General features: G+C 54.7%; 12 protein-coding genes. 5 read left to right on the forward strand and 7 right to left on the reverse strand.

From position 1 onward, the window contains the following. Positions 1-30 precede the first annotated feature (30 nt). The 6 genes from SMB34_RS06150 to SMB34_RS06175 form a co-directional block, all read right to left on the reverse strand. Positions 31-1236 carry a phosphoserine transaminase gene (locus tag SMB34_RS06150; RefSeq protein ID WP_037988553.1) on the reverse strand — a complete coding sequence of 402 codons (1206 nt, stop codon included), beginning with the start codon at positions 1234-1236 and terminating at the stop codon, positions 31-33. A gap of 161 nt (positions 1237-1397) precedes the next feature. Further along, positions 1398-3269, reverse strand: coding sequence for an SLC13 family permease (locus tag SMB34_RS06155; protein ID WP_037988504.1), 1872 nt, complete (start codon positions 3267-3269; stop codon positions 1398-1400). Positions 3270-3548: 279 nt separating this feature from the next. Further along, entirely contained in the window at positions 3549-4376 is an 828-nt protein-coding gene (locus SMB34_RS06160; protein WP_007089982.1) for a PhzF family phenazine biosynthesis protein, read from the reverse strand. 46 nt (positions 4377-4422) lie between these two features. Further along, positions 4423-5856, reverse strand: a complete 1434-nt coding sequence (locus SMB34_RS06165; protein ID WP_037988506.1) for a pyridoxal phosphate-dependent decarboxylase family protein — start codon at positions 5854-5856, stop codon at positions 4423-4425. Then, a complete protein-coding gene (locus tag SMB34_RS06170) occupies positions 5853-6821 on the reverse strand; it encodes a threonine dehydratase (protein ID WP_037988508.1) in 969 nt (322 codons plus the stop codon). Before SMB34_RS06170 ends, SMB34_RS06165 begins: the two co-directional genes overlap by 4 nt. Before the next feature lie 116 nt (positions 6822-6937). Further along, the gene (locus tag SMB34_RS06175) at positions 6938-7162 is read right to left on the reverse strand and encodes a DUF1127 domain-containing protein (protein ID WP_231858556.1); all 225 of its coding nucleotides are present in this window, start codon (positions 7160-7162) and stop codon (positions 6938-6940) included. Between the two features lie 139 nt (positions 7163-7301). Between SMB34_RS06175 and SMB34_RS06180 the strand changes: the two genes are divergently transcribed. From SMB34_RS06180 to SMB34_RS06190, 3 genes are all read left to right on the forward strand, one after another. Then, a complete protein-coding gene (locus SMB34_RS06180) occupies positions 7302-8744 on the forward strand; it encodes an aminotransferase-like domain-containing protein (protein WP_037988511.1) in 1443 nt (480 codons plus the stop codon). 337 nt (positions 8745-9081) lie between these two features. Beyond that, complete coding sequence (locus SMB34_RS06185) at positions 9082-11343, forward strand: Lon protease family protein (protein WP_007089987.1); 2262 nt, start codon at positions 9082-9084, stop codon at positions 11341-11343. A gap of 156 nt (positions 11344-11499) precedes the next feature. Next, positions 11500-12132, forward strand: a complete 633-nt coding sequence (locus tag SMB34_RS06190) for an SPOR domain-containing protein (protein ID WP_167332739.1) — start codon at positions 11500-11502, stop codon at positions 12130-12132. Positions 12133-12171: 39 nt separating this feature from the next. On the opposite strand, the gene SMB34_RS06195 is transcribed toward SMB34_RS06190, so the two are convergent. After that, a complete protein-coding gene (locus SMB34_RS06195; protein ID WP_007089989.1) occupies positions 12172-12483 on the reverse strand; it encodes a DUF5818 domain-containing protein in 312 nt (103 codons plus the stop codon). Between the two features lie 149 nt (positions 12484-12632). Here SMB34_RS06195 and SMB34_RS06200 point away from each other — a divergent pair, with 149 nt between their 5' ends. Then, on the forward strand, positions 12633-13319 hold the full coding sequence (locus SMB34_RS06200; RefSeq protein ID WP_007089990.1) for a GGDEF domain-containing protein: 687 nt from the start codon (positions 12633-12635) through the stop codon (positions 13317-13319). A 240-nt stretch (positions 13320-13559) separates the two neighbouring features. Next, positions 13560-15377: a sensor domain-containing phosphodiesterase gene (locus tag SMB34_RS06205; RefSeq protein WP_240478759.1), complete on the forward strand. Its 1818-nt coding sequence runs from the start codon at positions 13560-13562 to the stop codon at positions 15375-15377. The last annotated feature ends 28 nt before the right edge of the window (positions 15378-15405 follow it).

The following is a 15405-nucleotide window of genomic DNA, read 5'->3' on the forward strand; positions in this document are numbered from 1 at the left end:
AAGACGCAAATAATACTTACGAATTACCGATCATCCAGCCTGAATTTCAGCTTTGACCGTCGCATATGCCCAATCAAGCCATGGCAGCAACGCTTTGACATCACTTGGTTCCACAGTCGCACCACCCCAAATCCGCAAGCCCGGAGGCGCATCGCGATAGCCATTGATGTCCATTGCGATTTCTTCGGCTTCAAGAATCTGCGAAATGCGTTTTGGCAATGCGGCCTGCTTTTCCGCCGGCAATGACAGGGCCCAAGGGTCGACAATCTTGATGCACATTGATGTATTGGACGCCGTTTCCGGCTTTTCCGACAAATCAGCCGCCCAGTCACTTTTGGCAAGCCATTCATCAAGATAGGCGCGATTCTGACGGGTGCGTTTCAGCAAACCGTCAAGACCGCCGATATCTTCGGCCCATTTCAGGGCGTCAATGGCATCCTCAACCACCAGCATCGATGGGGTATTGATCGTTTCCCCACGGAAAATGCCGTCAATCAGTTTACCGCCCTTGGTCATGCGGAATATTTTCGGCATCGGCCAAGCCGGATTATGGCTTTCAAGGCGTTCAACGGCACGCGGGCTCAGAATAATGATGCCATGACCACCCTCGCCGCCCAGAACTTTCTGCCAGCTATAGGTCACAACGTCGAGCTTGTCCCAAGGCAGTTCCATGGCAAAAATCGCCGAAGTGGCATCGCAAATCGTAAGGCCCTTGCGGTCCGATGCGATCCAGTCGCCATTTGGCACCCGCACACCGGCTGTCGTGCCGTTCCAGGTAAAGACAACGTCCCGGTCAAAATCAACCGCACCAAGATCGGGCAACTTGCCATAACCGGCTTCCATGACGCGAACATCAGGCAGGTTTAGCTGTTTTAAAACATCGGTTACCCAAAGCGACCCGAAGCTTTCCCATGCCAGCATATCAACGCCGCGTGGCCCCAAAAGTGACCACAACGCCATTTCCACCGCACCGGTATCGGACGCCGGAACAACCCCAAGCAGATAATCATCAGGCAGATTCAGGATCGCACGCGAACGATCAATGACCTCTTCCATGCGTTCCTTGCCGAATTTGGAACGATGTGACCGGCCAAGAACACGGGTATCAAGCGCATCTGCCGACCAGCCCGGACGTTTTTTGCACGGGCCCGACGAAAAATTCGGGCTTGCGGGGCGCTGGTTTGGTTTGGCAAAGGCATCAGTGGAATTGGCGGTTACATTGGCATTCTGGGCCATCGGCATATTCCTGAGATAATCGAACGGTGCAGGCGCACTATTCTGCGTCAAAATCGGAGCCCGATCCTATTGCGGCACGCCCAAAAGTCAAACGCCTTTGGCGCATTATAACTGCACGCATTTGCATGACAGATCAGCCAATCGCGCACAGGCATTTCAGATCAGAACGGAATGTCGTAATACCAAGGCGCGAACAGACTGAACGCCAGCCACAAAATGATGATCAACGGCGTCCCGGCGCGCAGGAAATCGACAAATCGGTAATGCCCCGGCCCCATCACCAGAAGGTTGGTCTGATACCCCACCGGCGATGCAAATGAACAGTTGGCCGCCATCACCACCGCAATGGCAAAGATATGCGGCTCAACCCCGAGATTCTGGGCCATGCCGATCCCGATTGGCGTGAACAGAACAGCACAGGCATTGTTCGACAGAACATTGGTAAACACCGCAACAATCAGGAAGAACAGCGACAAAATCACCGGTGCCGGTGCCCCGCGCGTTGCCGCTAGCAACTGATCGGCCACGAATTCCGCCCCGCCGGTCAATTGCAAGGCATTACCAAGGGCAAGGGCAGCCGCCACCAGCAGCACGATCTTCCGGTCAATCGCGCGTGCTGCCTGACGCAGGTTAAGCGCACCAGATGCAATCATAAGCGCCGCACCGATAAAGCTTGAAACCATGATCGGCACCAGACCGGTCGCCGCCACCGCAATCACACCAAGGAAAATGGCCGCGGCACGACGGGCATGGAACGGGCGCGGCAAGGTACGGGTCGACCATTCCAGCAAAACCACATCACGAATGGTACGCAGGGCTTCAACATCCTCGGACCGCCCCTGCACCAGAAGAACGTCACCGGCTTCAAGGCGGATTTCGGTCATCTGCGTGCGGATCATGCGCGAACGGCGCTGAATGCCAAGGACAAGGCATTTGTACTGATAGCGGAAACCGATCTGTTCAAGGTTAAAACCGATCAGACGCGATCCTGGCGGCAGCATGACCTCGGCCAGAAGCTGGGTCGATTTTTGTGGGATTTCTTCACCGCCTTCATGGACGGCCGCGGCTTCCGCATGCAGAAGGCCCGGGTCTTTTTGCAGCGCCTCGGTCAGGGCCTTGCGCGTGGCTGCAACGACAAGAACGTCACCTGCCTGAATTTCCATATCTTCGTCAAACGGCGGCAGATCGGCATGTTCACGCCGAACAATCATCTGGATCGTAATATTGGGCAGGTCTTTAAAGAACCCGGCCACAGGACGGGTACCGATCATCTGAGACGCCGGGCCGACGGTGATCTGGGCGATGAATTGTTTACCACTGCTATCGGGGTTGGCAAGCTTGCTGCGCATCGATGCCAGCGCGGGCAAAAGGCGGGGCGCGACGAACAGCACATAGACAAAGCCCACCAGCGCCAGCACACTGCCAATCACCGTGAATTCAAAAAACTCGAGTGCAGGCATGCCAAGTTCGATCAACGAGCTTGATACCAGAAGGTTGGTCGAAGACCCGATCAGGGTCGTCATGCCGCCCAGAATGGCGACGTAAGACAACGGGATCATCAATGCACTGGGCGAACGCTGAATACGCTCCGACAGCGCCTGAATGATTGGTATGAAGATAACAACGACCGGGGTGTTGTTCAGGAATGCCGACATCAGCATCACGACAAACAAGCCGACAAAAATCGCCATCGAGGCATTCTTGCCGCCATGTTCGGTAATCAGACCAGCGATATAACTGACCCCGCCGGTCAGCACCATGCCCTGCCCGACGACCAACAATGAAAGCACAGTCAGCAAGGCCGGGTTGGCAAACCCAGACATCAGCGCGCCCGCATCAAGCAGGTTGTTGCCATCGGCATCGGGCAACGGGAAGAAATTGAAGAACAGCAGCAAAGTGGCAATCAGCGCCATGCTGGTCAGCTCAAGCGATATGCGCTCCAGCCCATACAGGACCAGCGATCCGGCGACCAGCGCCAGAACCACCCACATCTGCAATGGCGTCGCAGAACTGGCGACAACACTATCGATCACGATCTATCTTCCCCTGCAACAGCGCTTTTATACGGGGTTGTGGCAGGCCATTCAAAACGCCCGTCCATTCCCCGAAAGTCGTATTTTGCCCTTACTTAGACGAAAGCCCCCGCAAGAGGTCAATAAAAATCAAACGTCGGATCACGGCCTTGCGCGATAGTGGGTAGACCGCGCAACCCTGCCAGATCACCAAAACCCGGTATTTTGCCATAAAAATGGCGGACAGTGTTGTGCCCTGCCCGCCATTGCAACGATCGCTTTTCGACAGTCTGTCCGACGTCAATCAGGCAGATAAATCTCACCCTTAAGATACAAAAGCGCATTGCCCTTCAGATGGACGCGTTCCCCATCAATCGTACAATCAACGATCCCGCCACGCTTGGACGCCTGATACCCGACAACATTGGATTTACCGCTATGTTCCGCCCAATATGGCGCAACAACACAATGCATGTAGCCGGTTACAGGGTCTTCATCGATACCAAGGGCGGGCAGGAAATACCGCGATACCATATCAATGCCCGGCTGATCACCTGGTGCGGTAACGATTACGCCGCGTTCGGCAAGTTTCCCTAATGCCGACATATCCGGTTTCATGTTCCGCACCACCGATGCATCGTCATAAACCACGACAAAATCGGTATCCCGGCTGGTAACACGGAAAGTCCCCCGCGGGGCTGCGTCGGATATGGAGGCAAGAACATGCGCCGGAACATCATCAGGAGCAATCGATTGCTTGGGGAAATTAAGTACAATCGCATCACCATCGCGCCGCGCGGTCAGAATGCCGCTGGCACTTTGCAATCGTATTAAATCACCGTCAAAACCCAGCATATTGAAAATGACAAACGCACTCGCCAGCGTCGCGTGACCACAAAGCGGCACTTCGACCGTTGGTGTGAACCATCGGATATGAAAATCAGCCCCGTCATTCTTTGCCGGATCAAGCTTCACCACGAAAGCCGTTTCCGACAGATTGTTTTCCATCGCAATATTTTGCATGACCACCTCGGGCAACCAGCCATCAAGCGGCACGACTGCCGCCGGATTACCGGCAAACATCCGGTTGGTAAAAGCATCAATCTGATAAATCGGAAGCGTTTTCATTCGTCTTTTATCCTGAATGGTCTTTGATACTTGGAAAACAGCGCCTTTACAGCACACTGTCAATCGCATCCTTGACGATTTGCAGATCGTGATCGCGCATGCGCCAGTTGCTGAACGCCGCACGGAACCCGAACCGTCCACCATACATCGTCGGCGTCATAAACAGTTTCCCGGTCGCATTGATACGCGCCAGCAAGGCACGATTATCATCATCGCTGCCCGGGCCGGTAAACATGGTCACGTTAAGTTTGGGATCGGCCAGCAATTCAAGCCGGTCATGACCACGCACCCATTGCGCCAGATCAACTGCCTGATCGCAGTTCGCCCGAACAATCCCGGCAAAACCGTCACGTCCATAGGCGACCATCGCCAGCCAAAGCGGCAAAGCCCGGAACCGGCGGGAATTTTCCACCCCACGATTGATGTACATATTTCCAACCGCATCCGTCTGCAAATACGGCGCAAACGCCCGGCAGCAGGTTTCAAGCACACTGATATGCCGGGTCAGGAAAATTCCGCAATCATAGGGAACATTCAGCCATTTATGACCATCTGAGGTGATCGAGTCTGCCCGGTCAAGTCCTGCTAGCAAATGGGCGCGCCGATCATCAAGGGCAGCAAACATGCCAAACGCTGCATCAACATGCAGCCACGCCCCATAAGCCGCACACAAATCGGCAATCGCGATCAGATCATCGAAATCCGTCGCATTCACCGTGCCCGCAGACGCGATAACCAGCTTGGCCTTGGCCGTACTTGCCGCAAGGCGGTTTTTAAGATCGGTGATATCGGTTTCCTCGGTCCCCGGTCGGGTTGCAACCTTGGTAAAGCTATTGCGACCAATCCCGGTAACCGACAAATCCTTGATCATGCTGGCATGCGGGCTTGCGGCAAATATTTCAAAACCTGGCAGCACACCCGCCCCGTCGGCGTCAACATCAACGCCGATCTGCTGACCGCACCATTGGCGCCCGGCAACAAGCCCCAAAAGGTTCGATACCGTCGCACCCGTTGTCAGTACACCATCAAAACGCCTGCGGGGTAGCCCGGCCATCTCGCAAATCCAGTTGATCACCTGTTCTTCGACTGCTGCCGTAACGCTGCCCTCCGGGCCGGTTGCGTTCTGATCGATTGCGCCTGTCAACCAATCACCGGCAAGGGCGGCCGGTGTCGTGCCGCCGGTCACAAAACCAAGATAACGGGGACCGATTGATGCGGCGAGCAGCGGCAGAATTTCTTCCTTCGCTGCCCGCAGCGCATCAAGCGTACCGCGACCCTTCCCCGGCATCGGGCGCGAGGGATCAAAGGTAGAAAAGTCGCGGCAGGTCACATCCATGTCGTCAGCACCCTGAACAAAGTCGCGTGCCATATCGCTGGTTGCGGCCAGTATCTGGTCAAGCTGTTCAAGATCATCAAACATCAGATGACGCGCCGTCGTCGCAGTGGGGCTGCTGCCGGCACGATTTAACGGGCGGCTCATTGGGTATCTCCGTTCAGGATACGGGCATAGTCGGTCCGGTCGATATTGGAACCACTCAGAATGACAGCTGTCTTCTTGCCGATATTGCGTTCGTGATCTGCAATCGCCGCGGCAAGTGATACCGCCCCCGCACCCTCGGCAAGGGTGTGGCAGGAACTGAAATAAAGGCGCATGGCATCGCGGATTTGATCATCACTTACCGCAACAATATCTGACGCGCCGTCTTTGATGATTGCGAACGCTGCCGGATCAGGACTGCGACAGGCAACGCCATCTGCAAACGTATTCGCGGTTGGTGTTGTAATCACCTTGCCCGCCCGGAAGGATTGCAGCACGGCATCTGCCCCCGTCGCGACAACACCGATAATGTCGGTATCAAGGCCCAGAGCATCGCGCACTGTAATCAACGAACAAATCCCTGACCCCATGCCAATCGGCACGTAAATCCGGTCAAGCTTTCTGACCGCATCAAACAATTCCAGCCCGTATGATGCAACGCCGCGCACCAGTTCCGGGTGAAAGGGCGGCACCATCACCAAATCTTCGGCAGCGGCATATTGGCCTGCATATTCCGCAGCATCCTGAAAATCGTCGCCATGCTCGATGACCTCGGCACCCCAAGCCCGCATCGCTGCGTTCTTTTCAACCGAGTTGCCGCGCGGAACAATAATGGTTGCCGAAAGGCCCGACTGACTGGCGGCATGTGCCAGACTTTGGCCGTGATTGCCACGCGTGGCACTTATGATGCCCCGCGACACTCCGATGGAATTTTTCAGATAACGACAAAATGTCAGCCCGCCACGAATTTTGAACGCACCAAGGCGGGTATGGTTTTCATGCTTCACATACAGGGACAATCCAGTCGCCCGATCCAGCAACGGCCAGCGTATTGTCGGCGTCGAAGCCACATATTGGTGGACATAAGACGCAGCTTCGCGAAGCTCCTTTTCGGTAAACAGCGACATTGTCACCCTTTCGGATAGTTCATCAGTACAATCGAATGATATTCATCGGGACAATTTCAGACAGGGTTCGAACGGAGGCACGAGGGAGCGTGAACCTCCGTTCGGCGCAACATAATCTAGTTGCGCGGGGGGAACCCTGTCCAAAACGGCTTTGACAATTCGTGATCCAGATCGGATCGCGTCATTCCGATATCCTTCAGAAGGTGATCATCAAGCTTTTCCAACATTCTGCGGTCGCGTGCGTGTTCCTGCCAGACGCGAAGATATTCGACGACGAAGACAGCGATGCCGGCAACAGCAGAACGCCAGTCAGTCGCCTTGACAGCGCCTTTGGTGTTCATCTGTACGTTTCCTTTGATATTGAGTTCGGAAACCCGGATTGTATCGTTACAATTTACCATCACTTCCTCCTGTCGACTAATTGTACCGATTTTGTTTTGTCATTGACATTGACATTGTGTCAATTTAAACATTGTCACCATGACAATATGGCTTCCAAACATCGAAGGCGGCAGCGGCCCTGTTTATCGACGGATCGCACACGCCATCCGCAGCGCGGTTGATGACGGGTCACTCAAACCCGGCGACCGTCTTCCCACCCATCGCGACCTTGCCTATCACCTTGGCGTTACAGTCGGTACGATTACGCGGTCCTACCGCGAGGCGGAAAGACTGGGGCTTGTTGCTGGCGAAGTCGGACGCGGCACATATGTGCTGGGCAGTTTGCAAAGCGAACTGGATATGGCGGCGACGGTTCCCGCACCGGGACACTTCAGTAACAATATCGGGAAAATGGCCCGCGAAACGGCAAATGATGATGACGAGGATATCGGGCCGGTCAATTTCCGCATGAATTGCCCCCTCCCCCCGCGCGAAGACCATATTCGCAATGTCCTGATTGATGTCGCCAAATGTACCCCTCTGGATGACATGATCACCTACAAGTCGGAATATGGCATGCCGGGCCACCGGCGCGCCCTTGCCTCAATGGCCGGTGCACTCGGACTGGATGACAATCCGGAACGTGTTCTGCCAACCGCAGGCGTTCAGCACGGAATGACGGTTTCATTGCTGGCAACCGTACGACCAGGCGATCTGGTCCTGTGCGAGGAACTGACCTATCCGAACCTGCGCAGCCTTGCAAATCTGCTGCAATTCCGTCTGCGTGGTGTTGCCATGGACGACGAAGGCATCATTCCGGATGTTCTTGAAACCCTTTGCCGAACACAAAGCCCGCGCGCCATTTATTTGATGCCAACCCTGCACAATCCGCTGTGCTGCACCATGAGCCAACAGCGACGCATGGAAATCGCTGAAATTCTGCGCAAATATGATCTGCTTTTGATCGAGGATGGCATCTATCACTTCCTCAATCCCGATGCGCCACCGCCGCTCTCATGCTTTGCGCCGGAACGCAGCATCTATCTGGACGGGGTCTCAAAAAGCATCGGCGGCGGTCTTCGCGTCGGTTATATCCACGCCCCAAGCGAAATGATCGCCAAACTCGCAAGCGCCATTCGATCAACCTGCTGGATGGTATCGGCCATCAATCTGGAACTTGTTTCACGCCTGATCGAAGATGGCAGCCTCAAACGATATGAAGCCTGGCACCGTGAAGAAGCCGCAAGACGGCTTTCGATCATTCTGGGCACGCTAAAGGGCTACAATGTCCGGTTTCATCCGACCAACTATCATATCTGGCTTGATCTGCCCGACCATATCGATCCGGGTGAACTGGTCATGAATGCGGCCAATAACGGTGTGCTTCTGACCGCGGCACAGCAGTTTTCGGTCGGGCATCCACAACGCGGGCTAAGGCTTTGTTTCGGGGCCGAAAAATCGACCGAACGTCTGCGTCACGGCGTTCAGATTGTCGAACGCCTGCTGCAAACCAGCGAGTTTGGCAATACGGTCGTGATGTAAACCGTTTTTTGTCCATGACTGAAACGCCTTTTGGTTGCGGTTTGATAATAGCTGCACGAGGCATTACACCATCGCATCATCAATACCCGGGACGCCCATATCGCAAAATCGACAAGCTGCTCTTGACCGTCCTATCGCGTTGCTTCCAAGATAAGATTTCGTGATCGGCGTCCTTGCCTGATCACATCCTTTTTGGGCAGCAGAAAGACAGCAAATGCCAGTTTCCCGCCTCGACGCTGATGATTGTGGCTTCCCCCACTTCCGGATTCGCAGCCCACACAAAGACCAGTCTCCTGAAATTTTTGCTTTTTCATCGCATTACCGAGCAGCAGAGGCATTGAAGTTCGGTCTTTCAATGTCCGAGCCGGGCTTCAACATCTTTGTTCTGGGCCTTGATCGCGCTGGTCGTATGACCGCAACCCTCGAATATCTAAAAAAGTCGATGGAAGAGCGCCCAGCACCACAGGACTGGGTATATCTGAACAACTTTTCCCGCACCAATCGCCCGCGCCCTTATGCCCTTCCCGCCGGTGAAGGCCGCAAACTGGCCGATGCGATGGAAACGCTGGTATCGCACCTGCGCGAGGCATTTGCATCCGCATTCAACGCGCCAGCCCACCTGACCGAAACCCAGACCCAGACGGAAGAAGCGCGCGCACAGCTCCGCGAAAAATTCGACGCCTTGCGCGAATATGCCCGCGAACGCGGCCTGGATGTTCAGGAAAACGAAAAAGGCGTGATGATCGTCGCCCTGAACGAGGAAGGCGAGCCCGTTTCGCTTGACGAAATCCCCAAAGAGCGCCGCGCCGAAGCCGAAGATGCATTTGAAGAAGTCGCCGAAGAAGCCCGCAAGACGCTGCTTTCGACCCGCGATCTCGAAGAACAGATTTCCGATACGCTTGATGCGCTTCGCCGCGGGGCCGCAAAGGTCGTTCTGAAGCCGCGCATTCGCAAAATCCGCGACAAATTCACCGCACCGGGAATGAAGGCGTGGTTCGAAGCACTTGAAAAAGACATTCTGGATAATATCGACGCGTTCGAAGAAGCCAGCGACCAGCCCGCCATCGACAGCGGCGATGGCAAAATGCCCGAAACCGTCGATGACCGTTATGCGGTCAATCTTCTGATCGACCATTCGCGCGACAAGCATCCTGATGTCGTTCTGGAACCAAGCCCAAGCTATGATAACCTGTTTGGCCAAATCCAGTACCGCCCGGTAGCAGGTGGCATGCACCCGCATTTCAGCCTGATCAAGCCAGGTGCCCTGCATCGCGCCAATGGCGGCGTTCTGGTTTTACGCGCGGAATCGCTGGTCGAACACGAAGACAGCTGGGCGTTCCTGAAAGCAGCCCTTCGTGATGGCGAAATCCGGATCGAGGAAACCCATAAATCCGGCCCGCCAACTGCCGGTGCACCGGAGCCGCGCCCCATCCCGCTTGACGTCAAGGTCGTGATCGTCGGCGCACCGAAATATTACTATACATTCTTCTCGCTGGATGTTGATTTTCGCAACCATTTCCGGGTGAAGGCCGACATCGATGCCGACATGCCCGCCGCAGGTCGTAACATTTCGATCTATACCGGATTACTGCGTGATTCTGCATTGTCACGTACCGGCATCCCGCTTGATAACGGGGCCATCCGCCAATTGCTGGGTCAGGCGGCCCGCTGGGCCGGGGAACGTGACAAACTGACCGCACAGATCGAGCGGGTCGAGGATGTAGCCATCGAAGCCGGCGCACTGGCCAAGACCGACAAACGCAGCAGCATCCGGGCCGCCGACGTCAGGCGCGCCATCGAAGAACGCCGTCATCGCAACAGCCGACTTGAAGACCGGTCCCATGAACGGGTTCAGCGTCGCGAAATCCTGATCGACAGCTATGGTGCGGTTGTCGGGCAAGTTAACGCGCTGACCGTTCTCGATTATGGCGATCACGCATTTGGTTTGCCTGCACGCGTATCGGCACGCTCCTATGTCGGCAGCCTCGGCGTTTTGAACATCGAACGCATGGTCGATATGTCTGGCCCATTGCAGCAGAAATCGGTCATGACAATCGAAGGGTTCCTTAAATCCCGCTTTGCACAGGAATTCCCCCTATCCTTTGCCTGTAACGTGACGTTCGAACAGAACTATGGCGGGATAGAAGGTGATTCGGCATCCATGGCCGAACTTTGCGCGATCATTTCGTCAATTTCCAACATCCCGATGCGCCAGAATATCGGTGTAACAGGATCAATGAACCAGTTCGGGCAGGCACAGCCAGTCGGGGGCATTTCGCACAAGATCGAAGGATTTTATCGCATTTGTGCCGATCAGGGCTTTACCGGCGATCAGGGTGTGATCATCCCACTGGCCAATGCGGAAAATGTTGTTCTGCGCGAGGAAGTTGTTCAGGCAATTCGTCAGGGCAAGTTCAACATCTGGACGGTGGAACACATCAATGACGCCATCGAATTGCTCAGCGGCAAGCCATGTGGCGATCATCCCGAAGGCCAGTACACCGCCGACAGCGTTTATGGCAAGGCAATGGAACGGCTGCGCCAGAATGACCGCATCCTGCGCGAACGCCACGCCTTCCCGGCATGGTCGGAACAATAAATGATACCGGCGGCGATATCCCCTGTTCGCGTTCGATACGGATCAAAACTGGCCAGTATCGTGACAGGATGCATTGCCGCCGGTCTTTTTCTGACCATGGGCCCGGGTCAGGTCGCGGCGCAAAATATCGAGACAGCACATCCCGCAAGCAAAGAAATGAAATCCGGTCTGGACGCCATACCGACCGATCTACCCGTTCACACCAGCAGCCCGTCGCCGGTCAGTCAACCTTTCAGCCTTCTGCCCGGCACCATCCGAACCGACCCCGTTTTACTTGAAGACACAGATCGGCCAAGCCTTGCCGAGCAATATCGAATGGAAAAACAGGGTATCAAACGCGTGCCATCGCGAGCAGCAGGCGCAAAACGCACAATCATGGAAAAACCTGCGCCAGCACTCATCGCCCAGCCAAAATCTGCATCTGCATCTGCATCCGCGAACACACAGCATATGACAATATCGCCTTTAATCCCCGAAACCGGTGCGTCACAGGCGTCAACATTGACAGCGACAAGTCTCTCCCCCGCCGGAACTGACGGCGCATTTGCGATCCAGCTTGGTGCGTTTCGCGATACGATCAGTGCCCAAACCTATTGGGCAAGTTTCATGATCCGGTATCCCGATCTGGCACAATCCCACCCCCGCAACCTTTCAACCATAGACATCGGAACCAAGGGAACGTTTCATCGGCTGCGCCTTGGTGGGTTTGCGGATATTGCCAGCGCTGAAAAACAATGCCGCCAGCTTTTGGCTGACGGCACGGATTGCTTTGCAACGCATAATCAATAAAGTCGCATTCACGTTGCGTGAATGCGACCGGAAACCGTCCTATTTGGCATCACCGCCCAGCAATACAATCTTGTCAACGATCAGGGTTTCGGCCTCGGTGCAGGTCGTCATCAACGCACCATGGCCGGTCACCCGAACCTTGTCACCAGGACGGAAATTGCTTGCCTTGTTTGCCAGCGCATAAAGGGTTCCGTCATCCGCACGAAACGTGACGCATTCCCGGCCATTATCGGTAATTTCCCCGGTCAGGGTCATGTTTTCTTTCTGAAATGCCGAACATGCCGACATCAACATTCCCGCAGCCAGAATCGCAGCAAACTTGCCAGACACGGCGCCAATTCCGGTTTTCATTATCGTTCTCCTGTGCTCGTGCGGTTTCCTGCCGTCACAAAACCTTACTTTCTTCGTTAATGATGTTGTAACGCACTGGACTTTAAAAAGGATACTGTCAAACGTTTTACGCGTTTCAGTTTGCATTGTCATTGATAACAAGATCAAAGATGAACAACTCGCATCTAGAGCTTCTGAAAAAACTGGCTGACGAGTTTCAACCGCGAACGGATGTTAACACCCGTGCCACAGTTGAAGCCGAAAGCACGGATGCATTTGCGACACTTGTTGATCTTGCACGCGACATGCAAAACCGTCTCGACCAGCAGCAGAACCGCATCCGACAGCTTGAACAAATGGTCGAAACCGACGAGTTGACAGGTCTCTATAACCGTCGCGGTTTCCTGCGTCGTGTTCGCGAAACCATGGCACGTGCCGCCCGTCACCCGGAAAACGGCATTCTGGTCATTGCCGATCTTGACGGCTTCAAATTGATCAATGATCACCATGGCCATGCCGCTGGCGATGCCATCCTGCGCCATTTCGGCCAAAACCTTCGCACACATACACGCGCTGATGATTTTGTCGCCCGCTTTGGTGGTGACGAATTTGCCATACTGCTGGTCGGCAGCATTCCCGAAGTCGCAGAACGTCGGATAAGTGACCTTGAAAAAGCAACATCGCGCTTCCCGCTAATTTGGCAGGGAGCAGCCCTTCCGATCCGAGCCAGCTTCGGCTTTACCGTCTATAATGGCAAAAGCGATATCACACAGCTTTTGCAGCAGGCAGATGACGCAATGTATGCCAACAAACACGCAAAACGCCCCCATTCCGAAAGCAGCCACAACGCCGCCTGACAGTGACTGCGATGTCAGTATTGTCGTTTGAAATACGGTTCCCGTCTGCGTCACGTGACACAAACCAGCCCTGTGTAATCACAATGCCCGGTATCCACCGGCTTTTTTTTGTTTATTAAGTCCTTTTCCTTCATATTACCCCTTAAGATCGCTATTTAAGAAGAACAGGGAAAACGACTTCGGAATTCATCCGAAGCTTTTGGGGGTCAGGCTTGTGATGGTTCTCGTATGACGGACAATATGAGCTATTCAGCAGAAACAAACGACAGGGACCTACTGGCTGCCATGGCGTTCTGCTGGGCGGACATGCTGCTTGAAGTCGACGAGAACGGATACATCCTGTTTGTGGCCGGTGCGACCGAAAGTCTTTTGGGCTGCCTGCCGGAACGATTGATCGGCGAGGCACTTGATAAGCTGGTCATAAAGTCGGAACGGCCGCTGTTACGGGCCTATCTTCATGCCAGTTCCGGGATCAAACGGCTTGAAGAACTCGATCTTGATTTTCAGTTGATCGAGGATGATGGAATTGCCCTTGGCAATCCGGTTCCCCTGTCACTTAGCGGCTATATGATTTCCGAACCGATCGGTCGTTATTTTATTGCGGCCCGCCATCGCGCGATACGTCCGCGCGCACGATCGGGCATTGATCGCCTGATCCTGCAAAACACGTTGTCTGCGGTAAGCTCAAAAACAGGCAAGAACGACCAGCAAGCAGAAACCGCCGCACGCATGGCCTCAAGCCATAGCGAAGCCCTTGTGGTTCTTGAAAACCTCGCCGCCCTTCGCAGCCAGGCAGAAACCGATGCGACCAACGAGCTTGCGCGCCTGATCGGGATTGGCATCGGCAACCGCCGAAGCCCCGAAAACCTTGAGCCAGACGGCGGTTATCTGGTTGACGAGCCGATGATCGAACTGGAACGCCGAATTGTCGCCTATGCCAGTGCATTACGCGCCGATCTTGACGATCCGGATTGCAGCGATGCGGCAAACGCCCCCGATCCTTTCAAAAATCTGAACCTTGCCACGGGCAGTTCTGGCACGTCGGGTGCTTCGACACTGACCAACAATGATCTGTTTGGCCGTGACTATGACCTTGCCAGCGGGTTTCACCGCCTCACACAGAATGTCCGCCAACCGATAGAAAATGGTGAAAGAGAAACCAATCTGACGCGTGCTGTTGCATATGCGCTTAATCGTCTGCAGCATCGCGGTGATTCGGATGTATCGGCCGAACGCCTTTCAGCAAGCTTGCCGCATCTTATTCAGGAAACCCTGAAATCGGTTCGGGCATTTCGCGAAATTGTGCAGAACGGATCCTTTGCCGTCGCGCTGCAACCGATCGTGCATCTCGAAAGCCTTGAGATGCACCATTACGAAGCATTGGCGCGGTTCCATCACGGCGGCAGCGCCCTTGCGGTTGATCAGATCATTCATTTTGCCGAAGGCACCGGATTGATTACCGAATTCGATCTGGCAATGTGTCAGAAGGTGCTGGATCACGTCACGCTTGAACCTGAACGCGTAACTCATTCTGTTGCAGTTAATTTATCCGGCCACTCGCTTGAACAGCAGGATTTTCTGCCAGCACTTGAACAAATTCTGGATCGCTATGATATCGATCCGGCAAAAATCATGTTCGAGGTGACAGAAACGTCGCGCATTCGCGGATTGCGCGACGTGAATGATGGTCTGCAGCGCCTGCGCGCACGCGGGCACCTTGTCTGCCTTGACGATTTCGGGGCCGGGGCCGCCAATTTCGAATATCTGAGCGCGCTTGACGTCGACATCATCAAATTTGATGGCGGTGCCATGCGAACGGCTCTGGCCAAACCCAAAGGCCGCGCTTTTATCAAGGCAACGGCCCTGCTTTGCCGGGATCTTGGCATCCATACAATTGCAGAAATGATCTATGATCAGGCCAGCTTCGAACTGGTTCGCGATCTGGGCATTGATTACGGTCAAGGATATCATCTTGGCGCACCCGTAACGCTTGCCAGTGTAAATACCGGATCATCAAATACCACGCAAACCGCCGATGCGACCGGAGGCGGAAAATGAACCGGCACCACAAGGATGCTGAGAAGGC

It is taken from the genome of Thalassospira permensis NBRC 106175 (genome assembly GCF_000714555.1).
Classification (GTDB): Bacteria; Pseudomonadota; Alphaproteobacteria; order Rhodospirillales; family Thalassospiraceae; genus Thalassospira; species Thalassospira xiamenensis.

Coding starts and splice junctions, on each gene's coding strand:
- SMB34_RS06200 (WP_007089990.1), top strand. CDS start 12,633: ATGAACAACTCGCATCTAGAGCTTCTGAAAAAACTGGCTGACGAGTTT.
- SMB34_RS06190 (WP_167332739.1), top strand. CDS start 11,500: ATGAAATCCGGTCTGGACGCCATACCGACCGATCTACCCGTTCACACC.
- SMB34_RS06150 (WP_037988553.1), bottom strand. CDS start 1,236: ATGGCCCAGAATGCCAATGTAACCGCCAATTCCACTGATGCCTTTGCC.
- SMB34_RS06180 (WP_037988511.1), top strand. CDS start 7,302: ATGACAATATGGCTTCCAAACATCGAAGGCGGCAGCGGCCCTGTTTAT.
- SMB34_RS06165 (WP_037988506.1), bottom strand. CDS start 5,856: ATGAGCCGCCCGTTAAATCGTGCCGGCAGCAGCCCCACTGCGACGACG.
- SMB34_RS06170 (WP_037988508.1), bottom strand. CDS start 6,821: ATGTCGCTGTTTACCGAAAAGGAGCTTCGCGAAGCTGCGTCTTATGTC.
- SMB34_RS06160 (WP_007089982.1), bottom strand. CDS start 4,376: ATGAAAACGCTTCCGATTTATCAGATTGATGCTTTTACCAACCGGATG.
- SMB34_RS06175 (WP_231858556.1), bottom strand. CDS start 7,162: ATGAACACCAAAGGCGCTGTCAAGGCGACTGACTGGCGTTCTGCTGTT.
- SMB34_RS06195 (WP_007089989.1), bottom strand. CDS start 12,483: ATGAAAACCGGAATTGGCGCCGTGTCTGGCAAGTTTGCTGCGATTCTG.
- SMB34_RS06205 (WP_240478759.1), top strand. CDS start 13,560: ATGAGCTATTCAGCAGAAACAAACGACAGGGACCTACTGGCTGCCATG.